The organism is Pontibacter pamirensis (assembly GCF_010015475.1).
Taxonomy (GTDB): domain Bacteria; phylum Bacteroidota; class Bacteroidia; order Cytophagales; family Hymenobacteraceae; genus Pontibacter; species Pontibacter pamirensis.
This window is the reverse complement of record NZ_SSNI01000016.1, coordinates 1-19,423: the sequence shown is the minus strand read 5'-3', so window position 1 is coordinate 19,423 and position 19,423 is coordinate 1. Positions and strand designations below refer to the sequence as shown.

Annotated in this window: 18 protein-coding genes; 4 read left to right on the top strand and 14 right to left on the bottom strand. The window is 46.7% G+C overall.

Going from position 1 to position 19,423, the window contains the following annotated elements:
* Positions 1-13 precede the first annotated feature (13 nt).
* From porM to E1919_RS14265, 10 genes are all read right to left on the bottom strand, one after another.
* Positions 14-1,609 (bottom strand): type IX secretion system motor protein PorM/GldM, encoded by a 1,596-nt coding sequence (gene porM, locus E1919_RS14310; protein ID WP_162054088.1) that lies wholly within the window; start codon positions 1,607-1,609, stop codon positions 14-16.
* 54 nt (positions 1,610-1,663) lie between these two features.
* Positions 1,664-2,461, bottom strand: coding sequence for a type IX secretion system motor protein PorL/GldL (porL, locus tag E1919_RS14305; protein WP_162054087.1), 798 nt, complete (start codon positions 2,459-2,461; stop codon positions 1,664-1,666).
* A gap of 71 nt (positions 2,462-2,532) precedes the next feature.
* Positions 2,533-3,552, bottom strand: coding sequence for a T9SS ring complex lipoprotein PorK/GldK (porK, locus tag E1919_RS14300; protein WP_162054086.1), 1,020 nt, complete (start codon positions 3,550-3,552; stop codon positions 2,533-2,535).
* Positions 3,553-3,786: 234 nt separating this feature from the next.
* Positions 3,787-4,752, bottom strand: coding sequence for a PorP/SprF family type IX secretion system membrane protein (locus E1919_RS14295; protein WP_162054085.1), 966 nt, complete (start codon positions 4,750-4,752; stop codon positions 3,787-3,789).
* Between the two features lie 166 nt (positions 4,753-4,918).
* Entirely contained in the window at positions 4,919-5,722 is an 804-nt protein-coding gene (locus E1919_RS14290) for a uroporphyrinogen-III synthase (protein ID WP_162054084.1), read from the bottom strand.
* A gap of 68 nt (positions 5,723-5,790) precedes the next feature.
* The gene (locus tag E1919_RS14285; RefSeq protein ID WP_237144391.1) at positions 5,791-6,966 is read right to left on the bottom strand and encodes a DUF4271 domain-containing protein; all 1,176 of its coding nucleotides are present in this window, start codon (positions 6,964-6,966) and stop codon (positions 5,791-5,793) included.
* Positions 6,929-7,990: an MraY family glycosyltransferase gene (locus E1919_RS14280; RefSeq protein ID WP_237144389.1), complete on the bottom strand. Its 1,062-nt coding sequence runs from the start codon at positions 7,988-7,990 to the stop codon at positions 6,929-6,931. The genes E1919_RS14285 and E1919_RS14280 overlap by 38 nt, the downstream gene beginning before the upstream one ends.
* A 334-nt stretch (positions 7,991-8,324) precedes the next feature.
* Entirely contained in the window at positions 8,325-8,729 is a 405-nt protein-coding gene (locus E1919_RS14275; protein WP_162054083.1) for a hypothetical protein, read from the bottom strand.
* Positions 8,713-9,447, bottom strand: a complete 735-nt coding sequence (gene lipB, locus E1919_RS14270; RefSeq protein ID WP_162054082.1) for a lipoyl(octanoyl) transferase LipB — start codon at positions 9,445-9,447, stop codon at positions 8,713-8,715. Before lipB ends, E1919_RS14275 begins: the two co-directional genes overlap by 17 nt.
* Before the next feature lies 1 nt (position 9,448).
* Positions 9,449-10,444: a bifunctional phosphoglucose/phosphomannose isomerase gene (locus tag E1919_RS14265; RefSeq protein ID WP_162054081.1), complete on the bottom strand. Its 996-nt coding sequence runs from the start codon at positions 10,442-10,444 to the stop codon at positions 9,449-9,451.
* A 65-nt stretch (positions 10,445-10,509) separates the two neighbouring features.
* Here E1919_RS14265 and E1919_RS14260 point away from each other — a divergent pair, with 65 nt between their 5' ends.
* Positions 10,510-10,872 (top strand): YraN family protein, encoded by a 363-nt coding sequence (locus E1919_RS14260; RefSeq protein ID WP_162054080.1) that lies wholly within the window; start codon positions 10,510-10,512, stop codon positions 10,870-10,872.
* Here E1919_RS14260 and E1919_RS14255 read toward each other — a convergent pair.
* Together E1919_RS14255 and htpG are read right to left on the bottom strand one after the other, a co-directional pair.
* Positions 10,869-11,792, bottom strand: coding sequence for a toxin-antitoxin system YwqK family antitoxin (locus E1919_RS14255; protein WP_162054079.1), 924 nt, complete (start codon positions 11,790-11,792; stop codon positions 10,869-10,871). The two genes, E1919_RS14260 and E1919_RS14255, sit on opposite strands and share 4 nt — an antisense overlap.
* A 307-nt stretch (positions 11,793-12,099) precedes the next feature.
* On the bottom strand, positions 12,100-13,926 hold the full coding sequence (htpG, locus tag E1919_RS14250; protein WP_162054078.1) for a molecular chaperone HtpG: 1,827 nt from the start codon (positions 13,924-13,926) through the stop codon (positions 12,100-12,102).
* Positions 13,927-14,203: 277 nt separating this feature from the next.
* Here htpG and E1919_RS14245 point away from each other — a divergent pair, with 277 nt between their 5' ends.
* The 3 genes from E1919_RS14245 to E1919_RS14235 all read left to right on the top strand — a co-directional run bounded on the left by E1919_RS14245 (position 14,204) and on the right by E1919_RS14235 (position 17,733).
* Positions 14,204-14,527: a hypothetical protein gene (locus tag E1919_RS14245; RefSeq protein WP_162054077.1), complete on the top strand. Its 324-nt coding sequence runs from the start codon at positions 14,204-14,206 to the stop codon at positions 14,525-14,527.
* Between the two features lie 220 nt (positions 14,528-14,747).
* The gene (locus E1919_RS14240) at positions 14,748-17,102 is read left to right on the top strand and encodes a TonB-dependent receptor (protein ID WP_162054076.1); all 2,355 of its coding nucleotides are present in this window, start codon (positions 14,748-14,750) and stop codon (positions 17,100-17,102) included.
* 70 nt (positions 17,103-17,172) lie between these two features.
* Positions 17,173-17,733, top strand: coding sequence for a hypothetical protein (locus E1919_RS14235; protein ID WP_162054075.1), 561 nt, complete (start codon positions 17,173-17,175; stop codon positions 17,731-17,733).
* Positions 17,734-17,808: 75 nt separating this feature from the next.
* Here E1919_RS14235 and E1919_RS14230 read toward each other — a convergent pair whose 3' ends face one another.
* Positions 17,809-18,447, bottom strand: a complete 639-nt coding sequence (locus tag E1919_RS14230) for a YdeI/OmpD-associated family protein (RefSeq protein ID WP_162054074.1) — start codon at positions 18,445-18,447, stop codon at positions 17,809-17,811.
* Between the two features lie 87 nt (positions 18,448-18,534).
* Complete coding sequence (locus tag E1919_RS14225) at positions 18,535-19,257, bottom strand: class I SAM-dependent methyltransferase (protein ID WP_162054073.1); 723 nt, start codon at positions 19,255-19,257, stop codon at positions 18,535-18,537.
* Between the last annotated feature and the right edge of the window lie 166 nt (positions 19,258-19,423).

Here is a 19,423-nt window from a genome sequence, read left to right as displayed (position 1 = left end):
GTAAGCTTCTAGATTAGTTTAATGGAACGTTAAAGTTAGGCGCGCCCACGTTAACGTCTACTGCCTGACCTTTGTAGTTCAAACGCTTCACGTCAACTACTTCCAGCATTACCCTGTCTCCTTTGTTAGCCTTGGCAGCAAAACTTGTCAGGTTAGCAGTTGGGCCGTTAATTTCCTGCTGTGCAATCGGCTGATTGTTTCTTATTAAGTATGCGTTCCATTTTGTTACTCTATAACGAGCCTCGTTTGGTAGCAACTGTTTAAAACCCTCATCTGATATAGCCTGTACTTCAACTGCTCTAAAGGATGCAGCAGGCACGCCACGCTTAGGATCTATCGGTTTTCCATTTACTAACGCTACTATCTCTGGTTTAGGTATAGGGCGAACTTTAAAAGTTTCTTTACCGATAGCATTACCACCACTGCTTACGTTAATGGTTACTTCTGTAGCATTTGGGATAATAGTAACTTCACCTTTTTTAGCACCTTTAATGGCAGCACCACCGTTGGCGCTAAAGCTTGGGTCATATACTGCACCCAAAGCAGGAACCTGAATGTTTAGCTCATTCGCTGCCTGGAAGTACAGGGCCTGTACAGCAGCAGATTGTACTTGGATAACTGGCTTCGCTACCACATACTCTTCAGTTACTGTAAACGTTGTATCACGGCCGTTCTGGTTGATTGTAACCTGGCCTTTCCATGTCTGCTTAGAATTACCCTCTGCATCATAGTTAGAGGCAGCTGCTACGAACTCAACTGTACCCATTCCATTGGCAACCTTTACCGGCTTGCCCTGGAAGCTCATTTTAGGAACGATGTTGTCAGAAGAAGCGGCAATGAACATATCTGCTTTATACTTCGTACCAGCCGCTACCGTCTTAGACTCAGCACGGGCCATAGCGAAGATCTTCTCGAATTTGATAATGTCCGCACCAACTTCAGCAGCAAGTTTCTGCAAAGCGTCGGCTTCATACTTCAGTATCTCATTCTCTTTCTGAGAAAGTACAGCTAAAGCAGCTACCATTGGTGTTTCTTCGAAGTTTAGCTCTGCGAAGTCTTTGTTCTTCTGCGAAGGGTCTCTGCTTGCAATCGGATCTTCTGATCCATCGTAAGCCAACTGCGCCGGCATGTTTGGGTTATACTGCTTCAGGAACTTTGCATAGCCGTTCAGCTTATCTTTTAACTCATAAGCCAGACCGTTGTTCTTGTTGGCAGCACCAATCATGGTGTTGGCTACTATGTCATTTCCTTCCGGATTTTCATAGCCGCCTTCCGGTGCTTCTCCTCCTGTTTTCTCAACCAGCGTGTTACGAATGCCTTGAATAAAGGCTACCATTTCTGCTGTTTGCTCTCTTACGTCCTGTGCCTTTGTTAGCACACGCTGGTCATTTGCAGATGGATTCTTGTTGTCTGCAATGGCAGCTTGAATATTGGATACGACCCCGGCATTATCTGTAACTGTTCTCCGGTTCACTTCCTGTAAACTGTCGTCCAGGAACTGAAACTTTAACAGGATAGCCGAGCTCACATTTAAGGCAAGCATCGCGGTCAGTACAAGGTACATCATACCGATCATCTTTTGCCTTGGTGTCTCTTTTCCTCCAGCCATTATATAATATTATATACTGTTGTTTTCTTGTTGATTAATAGAACTGAATTGGAATTAGCTTCTCATTGCTGTAAGCATGTTTCCGTACACCGTGTTCAGGTTGTGCAGGTTCTGCGTTAAGCGGGAAACTTCTTCTTTGAACTGCGCAGTATCTTTGCTGGCGTCCGTCAGGTTTTCCATTGCCATGCTCAGGTTACCATAGAACTTGTTCATCGCCTTCAGGTGATTATTAGCATCCTGAAGTTCCATTTCGTAAACAGCGTTTAATGCGCCTAAGTTCCTCGTCATGTTCTGTACCTGACCGTGGTACTCCTGTGCATCTACTGTAGAGCCAGCCATTTGCGCAAGAGCATCAGCAGTAGTAGCATACGCCTTGTTTATCTGGCCTAACTGGTCAGCAGCAGCTCTTACTTTTACATTATAGTCTTCTGTAGCAGCAGTTGCCTGGCTAAGATCAGCCAATTGAGCTGTTGTGTCACTCAATCTGTTCAGGCCAAGGCCAAGACTGTTGATTGTTTCTGGCGTGATATCAGCATTGCGCATCATTTCATCCAGTTTTCCTGTAACTGACGGTCCGTTGTTAGCAGTAACCGGAACAAGTCCTTCACCTGCAAAATCTTCGGCTAGTTGTGGATATACTCTTGCCCAATCTGGCTCGTGCGGCTGCGGCTGGAAAGCACTGAGGAAGAAGATAACTGCCTCCGTTAACAAACCAACTATAAGCATTTCGTTTGCATAATCCCAGTGTTGGATTTTGAACAATGCACCCACGATTACGACAGCAGCACCAATACCGTAAATTTTTGGCATCAACACGTCGAATAGGAAATTACGACCTCTAGCTTTGCTCATTTTGTTTTCTAATTAATTGTGAACGTTAAAAATAAGGTTGAAAAGGGTTTGATTGATTTTATGAAATGTTATTATCTAAATTCATTGCCAGATGATCTGCCCAGATAAATCATCGTATTACGGAAGCCTATATAAGATCTAGCCGAATCCTGGTACTCAAAGTTACGGGTACCTGTCTCCAGAAAATAGGCGATGTCTTTCCATGATCCACCTCTTACTACTTTGCGCGGCACGTCATCTTTGTCATATACAGGGTTCAAATCCCACGTTATCGGAACGCTGGCTTCAGCATAGGCATCTGAACACCATTCTGCCACGTTACCGGCCATGTCATACAAACCAAAGTCGTTCGGGAAGAATTGTGCTACAGGAGCTGTATAAGTAAATCCGTCGCTGTAATAATCACCACGGCCCGGCTTAAAGTTTGCCAGCAAGCAGCCTTTTGCATTGCGCAGGTAAGGGCCGCCCCAAGGGTAAACAGACATATCACGACCACCTCTGGCTGCATATTCCCACTCTGCCTCTGTTGGCAGACGGAACGCTGGCATTGGTGCCATTCCTGACTCTGTGTTCGCTTGGTTTTTGTGCTTTGTACGCCACTCGCTGAAGTATTTGGCTGCAAACCAATTTACTCCTACTACAGGATAATCGTCGAAAGCTGGATGAGAAAAATAGTACTCCATTAAGGGGTCGCCCATGTGGTAAGTATAATCTCTTACCCAAACAGTCGTGTCAGGATACAATTGATCCATGACATATTCTTCCCCTAAAACATCTATAGAATCCTCCATCATCACATTGATGAACTGGCGGTATTCATTGTTAGTGATCTCAGTTTCATCCATATAGAAGCCACCAATTGTCACTTGCTTGTTCAGGTTGGCCATTGACGCAGCTATGTCCTGATCTGCCTGGCCCATATGAAAAGTACCACCCGGGCAGATAACCATGCCGTAAGGCACCTCCTGTGGATTATACTCTGGACGGTCCTCGGCTCCCACTAGATCTCCCTCGGGCCCGCGTCCCATTCCACAGCCTGCAAGCAGTGCCACCGCCAATGCGAATGTAGACAGCTTAATTAGTTTGTTCATGATGACTATTAAAAAGAAGTAAAAGTTACGATTATTTGTATAATACACTTTGACAGGTGTAGCAAATATATAAGAAATAGATACAATAAAAAAAACAATTCCCTACAACCCGTATTTATTATTTTTTAACGCGGTAAGGAGCTGATTATTATCTGGATGAATAACAAATTTTTTCTGCCCTGGGTGTAGGATTTCTCCGTAAACAGTGCAATTGTGAGGTGTACGCTGTCTCAACTATTTAGTAAAATAATAGCGTGGCGTTCTTACGGGTGGTTTAAATCTGATTACTGGCTCTGGAAGGCGGTAGTTTAGCATCACCTCATGCGAGGTGGGTGCTTTGGCATCCACATTAAAAGTAGTTAAATCTATTGCATAACCAACTCGTAGGGCATTATCCTCAAACAGAGATACTCCCACAAGCGCACTAACAGCTTCTTGATATCTATAATTCAATCCCGCCCAATATTTTTCCTGAAAACTTACACGGCCACCCACATCAAACGAGAATGTTTCAGTGTCGTGCTTGAGTAAAACGGTTGGCGTTACTGTTATATCTGTGGTTAAAGGCAGGTTGTAGCCAGCTGTTACATAAATGTGATTCTCCCCTAAAACGGTTCCTCTGCCTGTGTTGGTTGAATCTGCAAACTCATATTCGGCATGCAGCAGGTTTGTTACACCGCCGCCTGCATAAAATGTTTCAGACTCATACCACAAGCCTGCTCCCATGTCGAACTTTGTGTCCTCACTGTTAAACGGCACGTTAGGGTCGCCGCCATCAATTGCCCTGTAGTTTCCTTTTTTATAGTTGTTTACATTGCCCTGTACGCCTATACCCAATCGGCCGGTTTCACCTATATTGATATGGTAAGCGTATGATACGGCTGCAGTGAGTTGGGTAGTATTGCCGATTCTGTCGCGCATCAGAACCAGGCCCATACCCCCATGTAGCAGGCGCACCGGCGTGCTGGCTGTCAGTAAAAGTGTCCTAGGGGCACCGCCGTCGTCAAAAGAGGCGTCATAGCCCAGCCACTGGTAACGGTAAATGGAAGTAAATTCCGGCCTGTTTGTAATGCCGGCATAGGCAGGGCTGATTTGCATCCCGTTAAACCCGTAATGGGTAAACTGAGGCTGCTGCTGTGCTACTACTGCAGGGGCACAAAAGAGCAGGAGCAACATCAAAACAGGTAGAAGCTTTTTCATAGGCCGTGGCAACATGGCGAAGTATGGTTGCAAAGTGTTGTGGATTGGCACCCGCTGTTCAAATATAGTTATTAAACATTAAAACGCAAACGCAGACTACTTCGTGATAGTATGCGTTTGCGTTTTACTAACTATGTAATACAGAGATAAAAGTTGCGTCAGGTGTCTACTTTTTTAAGTGCTGCTGCTGGTTCTGTATGTATACTTCAATAGCTCCCGTCATGGAAGGGGCGTTCGGCATAGGTGCCTCAATATCAAGTTCCAGACCTGCATCCCGCACCGCCTTGGCTGTTGTAGGCCCAAAGGCAGCGATACGGGTGTTGTTCTGCTTAAAATCAGGGAAGTTGATAAATAGGGAACTGATACCTGACGGACTGAAAAAAGCAATGCAGTCGTAAGTTACATCGTCCAGATCAGACAGGTCAGCAGCCACTGTCTTGTAAATAATTGCCTCTGTATGCTTGATTTTGTTCATGGCAAGAAAACTTGGGATGTCTTCTTTGCGGATATTAGAGCAAGGGAACAGGTAATTCTCGTTCTTATGCTTCTTTATCACCTCAAACAGGTCTTTGGCCGTTTTCTCGCCCACAAATAATTTGCGCTTGCGAAGCGTAATGTATTTCTGCAGGTAATAAGCTGTCTGGTCAGAAATACAGAAGTACTTCATGTCAGCAGGCATTTCTACCTTACTTTCCTGGCAGATTCTGAAGAAATGGTCTACTGCGTTACGGCTGGTAAATATAATTGCCGTATGCGACAGAATATCTACCTTATCTTTCCTGAACTCTTTGAAAGGGACTGGCTCCACATCTATAAAAGCCCTGAAATCGACTTTAATGTCATACTTCTCAGCAATCGACAGGTATGGGGAATTGTCGGTTGTAGGCTGTGGTTGTGTAACCAGAATTGTCTTGATGGGAATTTTGAACCTTTCAGGGTTTGCAGTGCCCTTTGCTTTGCTTTCAGCCATAGTCAGTTGGAACGGTTTTTTAAAATTTCTCCTGCTTCAATACCCGCTGCTAATGCCGTTTTGTGTTTTTAAAAGTTGAAAACAATCAACTTTAGCATAATGGCAAGCGGAATTACTTCTGTGGCGCAAAGGTATGAAAATAAATGCAAATTTAGTACAGGCGCTTTTTTATTTACTGTTGCAAATACCCGCATAATGGTGATTATCAGCACAAACGACACCGCAAGGTTTGATATCAAAAGAATTGTTTCCGGTATAATAGTGTACAGGGACAGGTAAAGGAGCATCACCAGCGGCAAAAACATGCCCAGAAATAGCATCGATCTTATAAACTCTCGATACTGCAATTGCACCACCTGCTCTAACCCAAAGATAAAACCCATTATTTTCAGGAAAAGGTACTTGAGTAGGATAATAAAAAATATGAGTAAAGTATAAAAGAGCACTTTGGTGGTGATGTCGGCCTCAGAAACAGGGAAAAGTCGGTCGAACAGGTTTATTTGCTGCACGTTTGTGTGGATGGCCGCAATAAGCAGTGCCAGTGTGAGCGAAAAGGCCAACACAAAAAGCAGGCTGGAAAGAGAGCGGATCGGCTTCACCAAAACGCCTTCTTCCAATGCGTGGGGGTTCAGGAAGGAGCCAAAGTGAAACAAGCTGCTAAAGTCATTCGGGAAATTTGTCCGGAGGGCGCCGTACACCAGCCCGATCACCAGCAGAAACAGGATAAAGGCATTCTGATTCACGTACTCGCGCATCTGGGCGGAAAGAGGCCGGTCATTTAGTTCGCTTACCTGTGCCTGGGATCGGGGTTGGTTCTGGAATGAACCGACATTAGGCTGCTGCTCCGGATGCCACACCGTCAGCAGGAATTTGCCTTCTACAGGAGGCACTCCTTTGCTGTGCTTTGCTAGATCTATGTTGTAATTAGCAGAAAAATCGGCCTTGAAAATGAGTTGGTTGTTCAGAAAGAGGCACAGGTCCTTTGGAGCAGTAAAACGAATATTAAAAGGCTGGACCTGCGTAATATTCAGCCACTGGTGTAGGGCATTATACTCTGAGTGCCTCCCGGCCACGTACGGCATTAACTGTGTTGCGCCCTCCCGCCGCACCATCCAGTCGGCTGTGATAGCGTTTTTCTGTTCCAGGGGCAGCACCTGTGCCTGCGCAGACCCCAGCCATGTAACGCTATATAAGAGGAAAAAGAGGCTAAGCTTTAATTTTTGCCTTGGAAACAGTTTGTGCACTATGTGATTTATAAACTCCTAAAAACACACTTAATACGACCGAGAAAGCGAACAGAACCATCAGGATTTCCAGATTGCCCCAGTCCCCGAAGCTCACCACAAATGCAATGACCAGCATGTTGATCATGGCAAGGATAAGCACAGTGGTGATTTGGTTGAAGCCCATTGCCAGCAGGCGGTGGTGGACGTGATTTTTATCAGGGATAAAAGGCGATGAGCCTTTCATGATACGAATAAAAGAAACGCGCAGAGTATCGAAAAGCGGCACGAACAGAATCCCTAAAGCCACGGCAGGGGACGCTGGTTCAGGTCGCATCTCTATAAACTGAATAGCCAGAACGGAAATAATAAAGCCACAAAGTAAAGAACCAGTATCACCCATAAAGATGGTAGCTTTGTGAAAGTTATACCGTAAGAAGCCCAGCACACCGCCGATGAGGCAGAAAGCAACGGCTGCGTAGTTACTATAAGCCGTGCCACCGAACAGGTAAAAGTATAAGCCGAACGTGCAGGCAGCGATTAACACAAGTGTTCCTGCCAGTCCGTCCAGTCCGTCTATCAGGTTGATAGAATTCGTGATACCGATGATTACTAAAAAGGTGAAGCCATAGCTCAGCCCTATTGGCAGCTCTCCAATGCCAAAGATGCCCTGAAAGCCTGTGATACGAATGTCTGCCATAAACATGACAATACCAGTGGCTAATAACTGCACAGAGAATTTTTTGAGCGCAGAAATTGTAATCAGGTCGTCTTTCAGGCCAATAAAGAACAGAATAATGCAGCTTGCCAATAGCTGTTGCACGCCGTTGCCAAGGCCGGTGAAGATGGTAAGGGCCGACATAAAGCCTGCAAACATGGCCAACCCTCCCAAGCGCGGCGTAAGTTCTGCATGCACGGTACGTAGGTTCGGGGTGTCCAGGATATTTTTTAGATGCGCCACTCTGATGATAGACGGAACAGCGAACATGGCAATAAGGAAAGCCCAACTAGAGGCAAGTATGAGTGGTAGAATTCTTTGATCCATAGGCGCAAAACGGAAGTAAAGCGAAGGGTATTCTTTACTCCTTTTAAGTTAACAACAGCACATCCTCTCTTTAAAGCATGTTTAAATTTCGTTTTTGTAAGCGAAAACTGACCACAAGGGTTCTGGCGAAACGGTTTTAGAGCTTCTTAGCAGCGCTATGGAGCGAGAAAACTGTAAGTCGGGTTCCCTTAGGAGCGGTTTGCAGCGCGAAGGATGAATTTTAAACATGCTTTTAGCCACAGGCTAATAGTGAAGTAAATATACAAGCAATTTAGTATAAAAAAAGGTTTGTGCTTTTGAGTTAGCGTCTGAACAGGCAAAAAATTTAACTAACTTAGGAATGGAGAACGCCCTGCATCTGCAGCATGCTTATTTCAATCAGGTTGCTTTCCTGAATGGAATCCGGTACAAACACGAACTTCTTGTCAAAAATCTTGCTGTCAATATAGTAGCTTACCCAATATTCGTTGTTGATGTGGAAGATTGCCGGATCAATTGGCTCAATCTGCACAAAGCTCTTCGCCTCCAAGCGCTCAAACATATGGCGCAGCACGGATGTCTTTACTTCATTGCCGTCTATGATGCCATAGCCTTTGGAAGCGACCAGCACGTTCTCCACTGCAAAGGTATTGTTGTTAAGTAAATAAACATTCCAGATGGCTTCTCCGGACTCACTCAGGGAGGTGGCTATTGCTACTGCAACGCCCTCTACTGCTCCAAAATCAATGTCTTTCTTCATGTACTGCTGTCGTAATAGTGGCACCAAAGAGAGCTGCCAGGTGCTTCTGTAGTTTTTCCTCGACCTCTGCCAGCGGCACTTCATGCCCCAACTCCTTCGCCAGCGACGTCACCTGTTTGTCTGAAATGCCGCAGGGTACAATGTTGTTAAAATAGTCCAGGTCGGTGTTAATGTTAAAGGCAAAGCCGTGCATGGTAACCCAGCGGCTGCACTTCACACCCATCGCGCATATCTTGCGTGGGTTTCGCTGCGCCTCGTGGTCCAGCCATACACCTGTAAGCCCCGGAATGCGTCCAGCGGTAATGCCATAGCCTTGTAATGTCAGGATAATAGCCTCCTCCAGGTAGCGCAGGTATTTATGTATGTCGGTAAAGAAGTTTTCGAGGTCCAGGATAGGATAGCCTACAATCTGACCGGGACCATGATAGGTGATGTCTCCGCCGCGATTAATTTTGTAGTAAGTAGCCTCTTTCTTCTTCAGCCCTTCTTCGTTGAGGAGCAGGTGCTCCTGATGGCCGCTTTTGCCCAATGTATATACGTGTGGGTGTGAGCAGAACAGCAGGTAATTTGGTGTAGGCTGCTGTGCGCCCGCCTCTGCTTTACGGTTCTGCACCTTCAGGTCCAGAATGCTGTTAAAGACTTTCTCCTGGTACTCCCAAGCCTCTTTGTAGTCAACCAGGCCCAGGCGTTCAAATTTTATCTTCGTATTTTTCTGCACGCTATTTTTTTGAAAGTTCGCCTTTCAGATAGTCAATATTGTCGATGGTGTTGGGGTCCACGTTATTTAGCTCCGCCAGGTAAACGGATACCCAGTCAAACATGTGGATGAGATGGAACGCCTGCTCCAGGAAAGTAGCTCCCCGAGCCTCCATTACCAGCACATTCTGCACCTTGCGCTCGAAGATTTTCTTTGTCAGGTCCATGCGCAAATGCACGCGCGGGTGGTCGTAACTGGTTTTGATGAGCAGCACCACAAGCTGTCCGTAAAGGTTTTCCGGGTGCTGCCACCCTGCAATTTCGTTGTGGTTTATCTCCGGGAAAACATTCACATGGCTCAGTTGCTTAGCGTTTTGGTTAATCTGTTGCTGAAAGCGTGCTGCCACCGGCTCCATTGCGTCGCTAACGTACAGCATCGGCAGCTTATTATGGAAAGCGTTCGCCAAAGCGCTGGCCTGCACCTTTATACTTCCCGACAGCTCCTCCAGGAGATTGATACTCTGCCTTATCTCTGTTTTAAAGGTATCGTCCAGCAGTTCGGCATGGTGCAGTAGGTACAGCATTTGTATAAACGAGTAACCCAGGCAGGCCCGTGGCTGCTGTGATTCGCCGGGTATGGCAATATAGGGCATGCTGTTTTCCTGTGCAATGCGCAGCATTTCCCCACCAGAAGTAACAAAGCAGACAGCGGCATCGCTACGTATGGCGGCTCTTACCGCAGAAAGCGTCTCCTCTGTGTTTCCGGAGAAAGAGGAGGCAATAAACAAAGTGTCCGGCCCAACAAAGGCTGGGATTGTATACCCTTTGTTTACTATAACAGGTACAGAAGCTTTGTCGGCTACGTAAGACTGGATGATGTTGCCCCCAATACCAGAGCCACCCATGCCTGCTATGACTAAATTATTATACCTAAGGCCGGAGAAATTAACGGTGGCTTTTTCTCCGATATCCATTGCATCGCGTAGCTGCTGCGCAAAGCCTTCAACAAGTTGCTTCATAATTCGTCTTTAATTCTGATGAACAATCATTTAATCTCAGACTGGTGCAAATTACGAGATAATTAATGGCTTCTCAAATTAACGCCCACATCCTCACCGGGCAAGCCGGTGAAAACCGTGCCGCAGCTTACCTGCTGCAACAGGGTTATACCATTGTGCGAAGGAACTTCAGGCACAGGCGCGCTGAAGTGGACATTATTGCACAGAAAGAGAACCTGCTGATTTTTGTAGAGGTTAAAACCAGAAGTACTGATAGGTACGGATATCCGGAGGAGGCAGTTAGCGCGAAGAAGGAAACAATGCTGCTAGAAGCTGCGCAGGAGTTTATCTACAAAATAGACTGGCAACATGATATTCGGTTCGACATTATCGCCATCACCTTAAGCACACCTGTAGCCATACACCATATAGAAGACGCCTTTTACTAACGCTTTGCCTGCGAGCGCTTGTCTAGCTTATCTTTCTCATAAATAAGCGTTCCGTGCCGGTCGTATTCCTTTACTAAATAAGGTTCAAAGCGCTCGTCATACCCAGTTTTAGGATACTGGTACTCATGATGGCGCCGGCCGCGGAAGTCATAATAATGAATCCAGGTGCCTACTTTGTGGCCTTTCTCATACTGCCCCGACCACTGCACCTGCCCGTTTTCATAGAAGCGGTAGTATGTGCCCTGTACTTCGCCATATACATAAGGTACCACCTCTTTAATCTGCTTTTGAGCACCGTCATAGTAAGTAACCACCGCATCGCGTACAAAACCTTTCTCGTAGTGGTCCTTTCCAACTAGGGTGCCTTCCTCGTCAGGTCTGTATTTCTCCCAGCGCAGGTGCTTGGTGCCTATATAAAAATAACCTTCCTCTACTGTTTGCCCGTCAATCTTCTTTACGTAAGGGCCGTGCAGCACCTTATAACGTGCTTGGTCTACTTCGTTGTTGCTGGTGCGGTATAGCTTGCGCTTTTTGGTGTCATACAGGTATTTAAGAGGGGCATACGGATTGAGTTCCTCTTTCTCAGGAAGGTAGCTGAAAGTTTCTAAGGTCTGGCGGGAACTGCGCCCTGTCTTGATAAATCCGCGCTTTACCTTATAGCCCAGGAAATAACGTTTGCTTTGCTTCTTCTTCTTTCGCTTTTTTTCTCCCTCTACCTCCTCCTTTTCCAGCGCCTTCCGCACTTCCACATCAGGGTTTATAGTGTCTCCGGAGGCAAGAACATCGGCTTTGGTGCCTCCTTTCAAGCGTGCCTGGTCCAGGTGATAATCGCTGTTCCACTTAGGTTGGCCGCAACCGCCCAAGGTGAACAACCCTAAGCCTGCTACAAAAGTCAACGCCAGAAGAAGAAAATGCCTCATTATTAATATCGAATAAAGAATTTGAATACCTAATTGTTAGAATATAAAATGGATGGTTCCGCTATGTTTCTCTTGTTGTTCAACAATTTAACAATTAAGCCATTTAACCATCATCCCAGCAATAAACAATCAGATTCTAAACGTAAAGATGAACATAAATCATATAAGCACCAATACGCAAACTGTCCCTATAACTTTACCTGTGGCAGGTTAGTTTCATGAGGAGGAGCGGTAAAAGCAAAAAAGGCAGCACCCTGTGGGCACTGCCTTAAACTGTTTGGTATAATATTGATTTGTAAAGTTTTTTCTATTCTTTCGTCATCAGCTCAAAGCTGCGTTTCACGAAAGTGGTAAGGGCAGCGCCAGACAGCATGTTCTGCGACAGCAGCGCCAGGTCAAACGCCTGACGGGCAACAGCAGACTTGTTGTCGCCTTCAGAGCTCAGCACGCGCTGGTTCAGCGGGTGGTTCGCGTTGATGGTCACGTTATAGGTATCTGGCATATCACCCATGAACATCATGCCGCCACCACCGGTCTTGTTCATGTCCTTCATGCGGCGCATAAACTCGGGCATCGTAATCACCACCGGGGCATCGTCCGGAGCCAAAGCAGCCACTTCTACGTGCATGTGCTGGTTATTGATAGCCTGCTCGTAAGCCGCTTTCAGGTCTTCCTTCTCCTGGTCGTTCAGCACACTCTCCTTCGCCTCGTCGCGCTCAACTAACTTGTCGATGGTTTCAGAGTCCACGCGCTTCAGGGTGGTTTTCTCCAGCTTCTGCTCCAGCATACCAATAAAGTGGCTGTCAATCACAGAATCCAGCTTCAGCACGTCGTAGCCGCGGTTTTGAGCCGCCTCGATAAATGCATGCTGCTTGTCGGCATCTGTGGTGTACAAGAATACCAGTTGCTCGCTTTTGTTTGTCTGGTTGGCCTGCACTAATGCTTTATAATCCTCTATAGTATAGTACTTGCCTTCGGTGTTCTGCAGCAGCACGAAGTCTTTGGCTTTCTCATAGAATTTATCGTCAGAGAGCATGCCATACTTCACGAACACGTTGATGTCGTTCCAAGTCTTCTCGAACGTCTCGCGGTCTTTCTTGAAGATGTCGTTCAGCTTATCAGCTACCTTTTTAGTGATGTAGGTGTTGATTTTCTTTACGCTGGAATCAGCCTGCAGGAAAGAGCGGCTCACGTTCAGCGGAATGTCCGGCGAGTCGATGATACCGTGCAGCAGCATCAGGAACTCCGGTACCACGTCTTTCACCTCATCAGTAATAAACACCTGGCGGGAGTACAGCTGAATCTTGTTTCGCTGCAGCTCAAAATCGTTCTTAATTTTAGGGAAGTACAGGATACCTGTCAGGTTAAACGGATAGTCCACGTTCAGGTGAATCCAGAACAGTGGTGGCTCCGAGAACGGGTACAGTTCTTTGTAGAAGTTCTTGTAGTCCTCGTCTGTCAGGTCAGCAGGCTGCTTTGTCCAGATTGGGTTCGGGTTGTTAATCACCTCTCCCTCAAACTCAATCGGCACAGGCAGGAACTTGCAGTACTTGTCGAGGATGTTGCGGATGCGCGCTGTTTCCAGGAACTCGTCAGAATCTGGGGCAACGTGCAGAATCACATCAGAGCCACGGTCTTCTTTCTGAGCATCTGTGATAGCAAACTCTGTGCTACCATCGCAGGTCCAGCGGGCGGGTTCTGCGCCTTCCTGGTATGATTTGGTCACGATGTCTACACGGTCGGCCACCATAAAGGCAGAGTAGAAGCCTAAACCGAACTGACCGATTATTTGGTCTTTGTCTCCATCGGAGTCTTTGAAGCGCTCTACAAACTCAGAAGCGCCTGAAAACGCAATTTGGTTGATGTACTTCTTGATTTCCTCCGCCGTCATACCGATACCGTTATCTGATATCGTGATGGTGCGGTCGTCTTTGTTTACCGCTACCTTTACCTTCAGTTCGCCCAGGTCGCCTTTATACTCGCCAACAGCTGCCAGACGCTTCACTTTCTGTGTGGCATCTACAGCGTTGCTCACTAACTCACGCAGGAAAATCTCGTGGTCAGAGTATAAAAACTTCTTGATGATGGGGAAAATATTCTCGGTGTGAATCGAAATATTACCTCTTTCTTCCATGTTGCTACTATATATGTTTTTTGAAAATTCTTTTTAACCGACAGGGTGATTTGCCAATAGCTTTCAAATCCTGTTCCAGAGCGGCGGCGGCACTGCTTTTGTGACAGGTTGTCAGAAAAGCGTATATAAATTGACAAGACTGGTCCTGAAAAATTTGCATTAAGGAACATTCCGGCGGTATCTGTAGTAGAAGAAGAGTCGAAAACGCAGCGTCAGCTTTATACAAATGCAACATTGTGGAATTAATTGTACATTTGCTGAGGTTCCTATATAAAAGGTGCAGTCCTTCCTGAAATATATCGCCCTGTTCTTGCTCCTGCTTTTCTGCAGGGCCATGGTACCGGATGCCCTTTTGCTGGATTTGCATCCGCATACCCATACCGTGCATACCGACCACACGGATATGCACGAAGCGCAGGTTGGCCTGAAGCACAAGCATTGTTCCGTAGAGGATATGTTTGGCAAGCCTTATCAGGGCAGCTTTCCTCCCTTTGTTTTAAAACCTATTATACATCGCGCTACCTATGCCGTGCGTTATACCGGCACATGGCACAGCGCAACCCACACTTCTACTTTTCTTCGCGGCCCACCTTCGGCTTAGTTTTAGCTCCTTACCCGTTTTACCTGATTATATTCATGTCTGTACATGGTTTTCTGAGCAGGTGCGGGTATACTTTAATTATTACAATAGCCCCATTGGCTCGCCAGCATCATTTGCTGAAGGACGCCTCTACGGGGTTTGGCAGAAGCTACAATAGCCTTTGCCGATTATTGCTAAAACCTTAGCCGTGTTCTTTTTAAAATACTTTCAGCATATTTTTTTGCTGATACTTCTTTTTCTGGCGATGCAGGTGCAGCCGGCACTGGCGCAGCTGTTACCTCCTCCTGATTTGGAAACAGGTGAGGAGCAGGACTGTGGCCTTACCTTATCAGGCAAAGTGCTGGACCACGACTCCCGTGCTACGCTTGTGGGTGCCACCGTGTCCATTCCAAAGCTGCACCAGGCCTCCGCAGCTGATGCGTATGGGAACTACCATTTCCACCACCTGTGCCAGGGCACCTATACTTTGCAGGTAACTTATGTGGGTTATGAGCCGGAGAGCTTTACTATCCGGCTGACAGGTTCCTCTGTCAGAGACCTGCAACTGCACACAGCTGCCAGAACACTGGGCACGGTGGAGGTAACGGGTGCTCATCTGCAGGAGCAGGCGCAGTCGTCGTATACACTAGCGGGGCGGGAACTAGCGGAAACGCGGGGGTTGTCGCTGGCTGGGTCGCTGAAGGGTATTGCAGGTGTTACCACCATACAGACCGGGCCTACTATTTCCAAGCCCGTGATACATGGCATGCACAGCAACCGCGTGCTGCTGCTCAACAACGGGGTGCGACAGGAGGGCCAGCAGTGGGGCTCGGAACATGCCCCCGAGATAGACCCCTTTGTGGCTAGCGAAATGAAGGTGATAAAAGGAGCTGCCGGTGTGCGCTATGGAGCGGATGCCATCGGGGGCGTGGTGATTGTGGAGCCGCGGGCACTGCCGACTACACCAGGTGTAGGCGGGGAGGTAAACCTGTTGGGCAGCACGAACAACCGCCAGATGGCCGCATCAGCTACCGCAGAAGGTAACTTTGCCGGTATTCCGCCGCTAAGCTGGCGGCTGCAGGGTACCTATAAGAAAGCAGGAAACACCCGCACGCCAAATTATTACCTGGACAACACAGGCTTTGAGGAGCAGAACTTCTCGGCGGCACTTGGTTACCAGAAAGAGAAGTTTGGCGGAGAGCTGTTTTACAGCCAGTTCAACACGAAGCTGGGCATCCTGCAGGCCTCCCATATCGGTAACCTGACAGACCTGAACTATGCGATTGAGCGTGGCAGACCAGCCGGAGCCGAAAACGTGGATTTTACCTACGAGATAGATCGGCCTTACCAGAACGTGCAGCATGACCTGCTAAAGGCAAAGGCATACCTGCAAACCGGCGAGGCAGGCAGGCTGGAGTTTGTATATGGTTTGCAACGCAACAGGCGGGAGGAGTATGATGTGCATGGCCCCGCAACCGGAAACCCGGCACTCTACCTTAACCTGAACACGCATACCACAGAGGCTATCTGGGAACACCGGCCGCTGGGCAACTTCACTGGGTCAGTGGGTGTGAGCACCATTTATCAGCAGAACACCTATAAGTACAGCGACTTTCTGCCTTACTATACCGGTATAACAGCCGGCGCTTTTGTCATTGAGAAGTGGCGGAAGGACAGGCTGCAGTTGGAAGCTGGTCTCCGATACGATTACAAGTATTTGCAGGTAAAGCGGTTCTCATCAAGTAGAGAGCTGTTAAAGCCTGAGTATGATTTTAACAACGTATCGGGTACCTTGGGTGCATTGTATGATGTGGGCTATCACCTTACCTTTGGCCTGAGTGCCACTTCTGCCTGGCGGGCACCTAGTGTAAATGAGCTATTCAGTGATGGCGTGCACCACAGTGCTGCCACTTACGAGGTAGGTGATCCGGAGTTGGGTTCGGAGCAGGCGTATAACTTTGAGGCATCTGTAAATTATTTCGGCAACACGCGCCTTAACGGTCAGCTGAGTCTCTACCACAACTTTATCAACAATTATATTTACCAGGCACCGCTTGCCAACCCTGTGCTCACTATACGGGGGGCTTTTCCGGCTTTCCGGTACAGGCAGACGGATGCCACCTTTAGTGGAGTAGATTTAAGTCTGGAGTACAACCTGCTTCCGAACCTAGTGATAGATTCTAAAACAGCTATTGTGCGTGCCAGAAACACAGTGGCAGATGATTATCTCATCAACATTCCGGCAGACAGGTTTGATAACAGCCTGCGCTATGAGTTTGGTCAGTCAGGCAATGGGAAACGCTTTTCAGACATCTATGTCTCCTTAGGAGGTACCTATGTGGCAGAACAGACGCGTGTGCCGGAGAAAACGGATGAGGATTTTGCCCCTGCACCTGACGCCTATTTTTTAATGCAGGCAGCGGCAGGGGCTACAGTGTATTTCGGGAAGCAACCGGTGGAGATAGGCATCACGGGTAACAACCTGCTGAACACCACGTACCGCGATTACCTGAACCGCTTCCGGTATTTTGCTGATGAAGTGGGCCGCCTGCTCATGTTCCGGATTAAAGTGCCCTTAGATTTTAGCAAAACTTAAATTAAATTTTTTACATCAGCATTGTGCTGATGTATCATGTAAATTAACTTTTTCAAAAATACTTTTACTTATGAAAAATCTATTTAGACCTTACCTGATTGCTTTTATGATGGGATCTTTGCTGTTCGCTTCCACGTCCTGCGAGGATGATGATCCAACACCACCAGTTGAAGAAGGTGAGCTGATCACGACTGTTACCATCAACCTTGTGCCTGAAGGAAAGGGGCAGAATGTAAGCGCTATCTTCAGCGACCCGGATGGGCCAGGCGGTGTTGATGCTACAATCCAGACGCTAAACCTGGCGCCTAACACCGTGTACAATGCCACTCTTACTTTCTCAGACGACAGCCAGACGCCGTCCGAGGATATTACAGCGGAGATAGAAGAAGAAGGGGATGAGCATGAGGTGTTTTATGAAGCATTGGGCGGCCTGAACGTTACGGTTGATAAAACAGATATGGACAGCAATAACCTTCCTATTGGTTTGGAGGCCACCATCACAACTGGCGCAGCAAGTACAGGTACACTACGCGTTACGCTAAAGCACCAGCCTGATTTGAAAACCGCAAACAGCGGTATTTCGGTAGGCGAGACTGATGTAGAAGCTAGCTTCCCGGCTGTGATACAGTAAGCTCCAGTCAGAACAAAAGTAAAAGGAGGCGCAGCTTTATACTGCGCCTCCTTTTTTATATACAGCACTCTGTAGCTATACTTGTTCCTTTGGCTTCCTTGCCACTTGCTCAATTGCTTTGCTGATGCGTTTGGCCTTTGTTTCCGGTCTTTTAGCCTCCAGCACAGCCACTACATATTCTTTCCGGTGCGTAAACGCCAGCTGGTTAAATTGTTCCAGCACGCCTGCCTCTTTCAGTGCCTGCTGCATATCTTCGGGTACTGTTACTGTTTTTGTTTTCCTGTCGATGCCGGGCATATCTACTCCAAGCTTGGAAGCTTCTTTCCGCTCCGCCTGGTGCCTGAACCGTAAGGCCGACCACGTTTCATCAATGGCAACCTGCCTTACACCGGAATAACCTAAGGCCGCAATTGCTTCCCAGCCATTGTCGCGGTTTAGATCTGTTTTTATTCCCGATGATTTCTTTGGATAAGCTATCCAGAGCATTGCTTCCGGTTTCAGCAGGGCAACAGCCTGTGGGACGAGGCTTTCTAACTCTTCCTGGCGCTGCACAAACAGCAGTACCGCGTCATAAGTACCTACTGCAGGAGCCTGAGCCGTTCGTGTATAGTTACATCCTTCCGCCGATAAAGCCTGGGCAAATGCTTCTGGTGCATTTAGGAGTAACAATTTGTAGTCACGCTTTAACTGTAGTTTCTTGGTTAATTCAGACATGAGTAGATAAATGCTTTTGCTGTTATAATGCTTCAGGTATGTGGCGTAGCGTGGCTATTACCTATACCCTACGTTATGGTCTATTTTTTATTTTATTCCATAAACTCCTGTGGCACAACCATAGAAGTAATTCTTATAATTTGACTTCAATCTCTCACTAATTAAACGCTCATGGAAGTGTTTACTACTCTTGAAACTTGCGCAATATTTTCCCAGCATCCTGTAATCCTCCGAGTTTCCCAAAAACATTTTCCCAATCAACGGAATAATTATTTTCAGGTAGAACATATATATCCACTTAAGTAATAGGACCTTCGGCTCTGAAATTTCGATGAGCGAGAAGGAACCACCTGGTTTTAAAATCCTAGCAATTTCCTTTGCAAGTATTGCTTGTTGTTCATCATTGAATGTTTTAAGTCCAAAGGTCGAGATAACGAAATCAGCAGACTCAGAAGGGATGTTATTTTGTAAAATATTAATCTGTTTTAATTCAATATTTTTATTTTTTAATCTCTTTATGTGTTTGGCTGCCTTACGATTCATCTCGTCCGATATATCCACCGCAATTATCTGACCTTTTGAGTTTATCAGTTTTTGGATTTCAGTCCATGCTTCACCCATTCCAGACATCAAATCAAAACCCTTTGCCGATTCTTTTATCGGTGGCAAATCACCTATGCATTGCCTTCTCCATCTTGATGTAAACCCGAATGAAGTCAGAAGATTAGCAAAACCGTACGTTTTAGACATCCTATCAAACATACCACTGACATATTCTGGATCATATAAATCTACATTAGATTTTCTCATTCATTTGACCTTAGCTATTGTAAAACGGAGTTATTCCGTTTAGAGCATGTTTAAATTTAGAGGATTAGCAAAAAAGAGCGAGTCAGTGCGTAAGCAATGGGTAACCAAACTCAAAAGCTTATGCAATCTCAATACAAGAGACTCACTGACTCGCAATGGGACATTG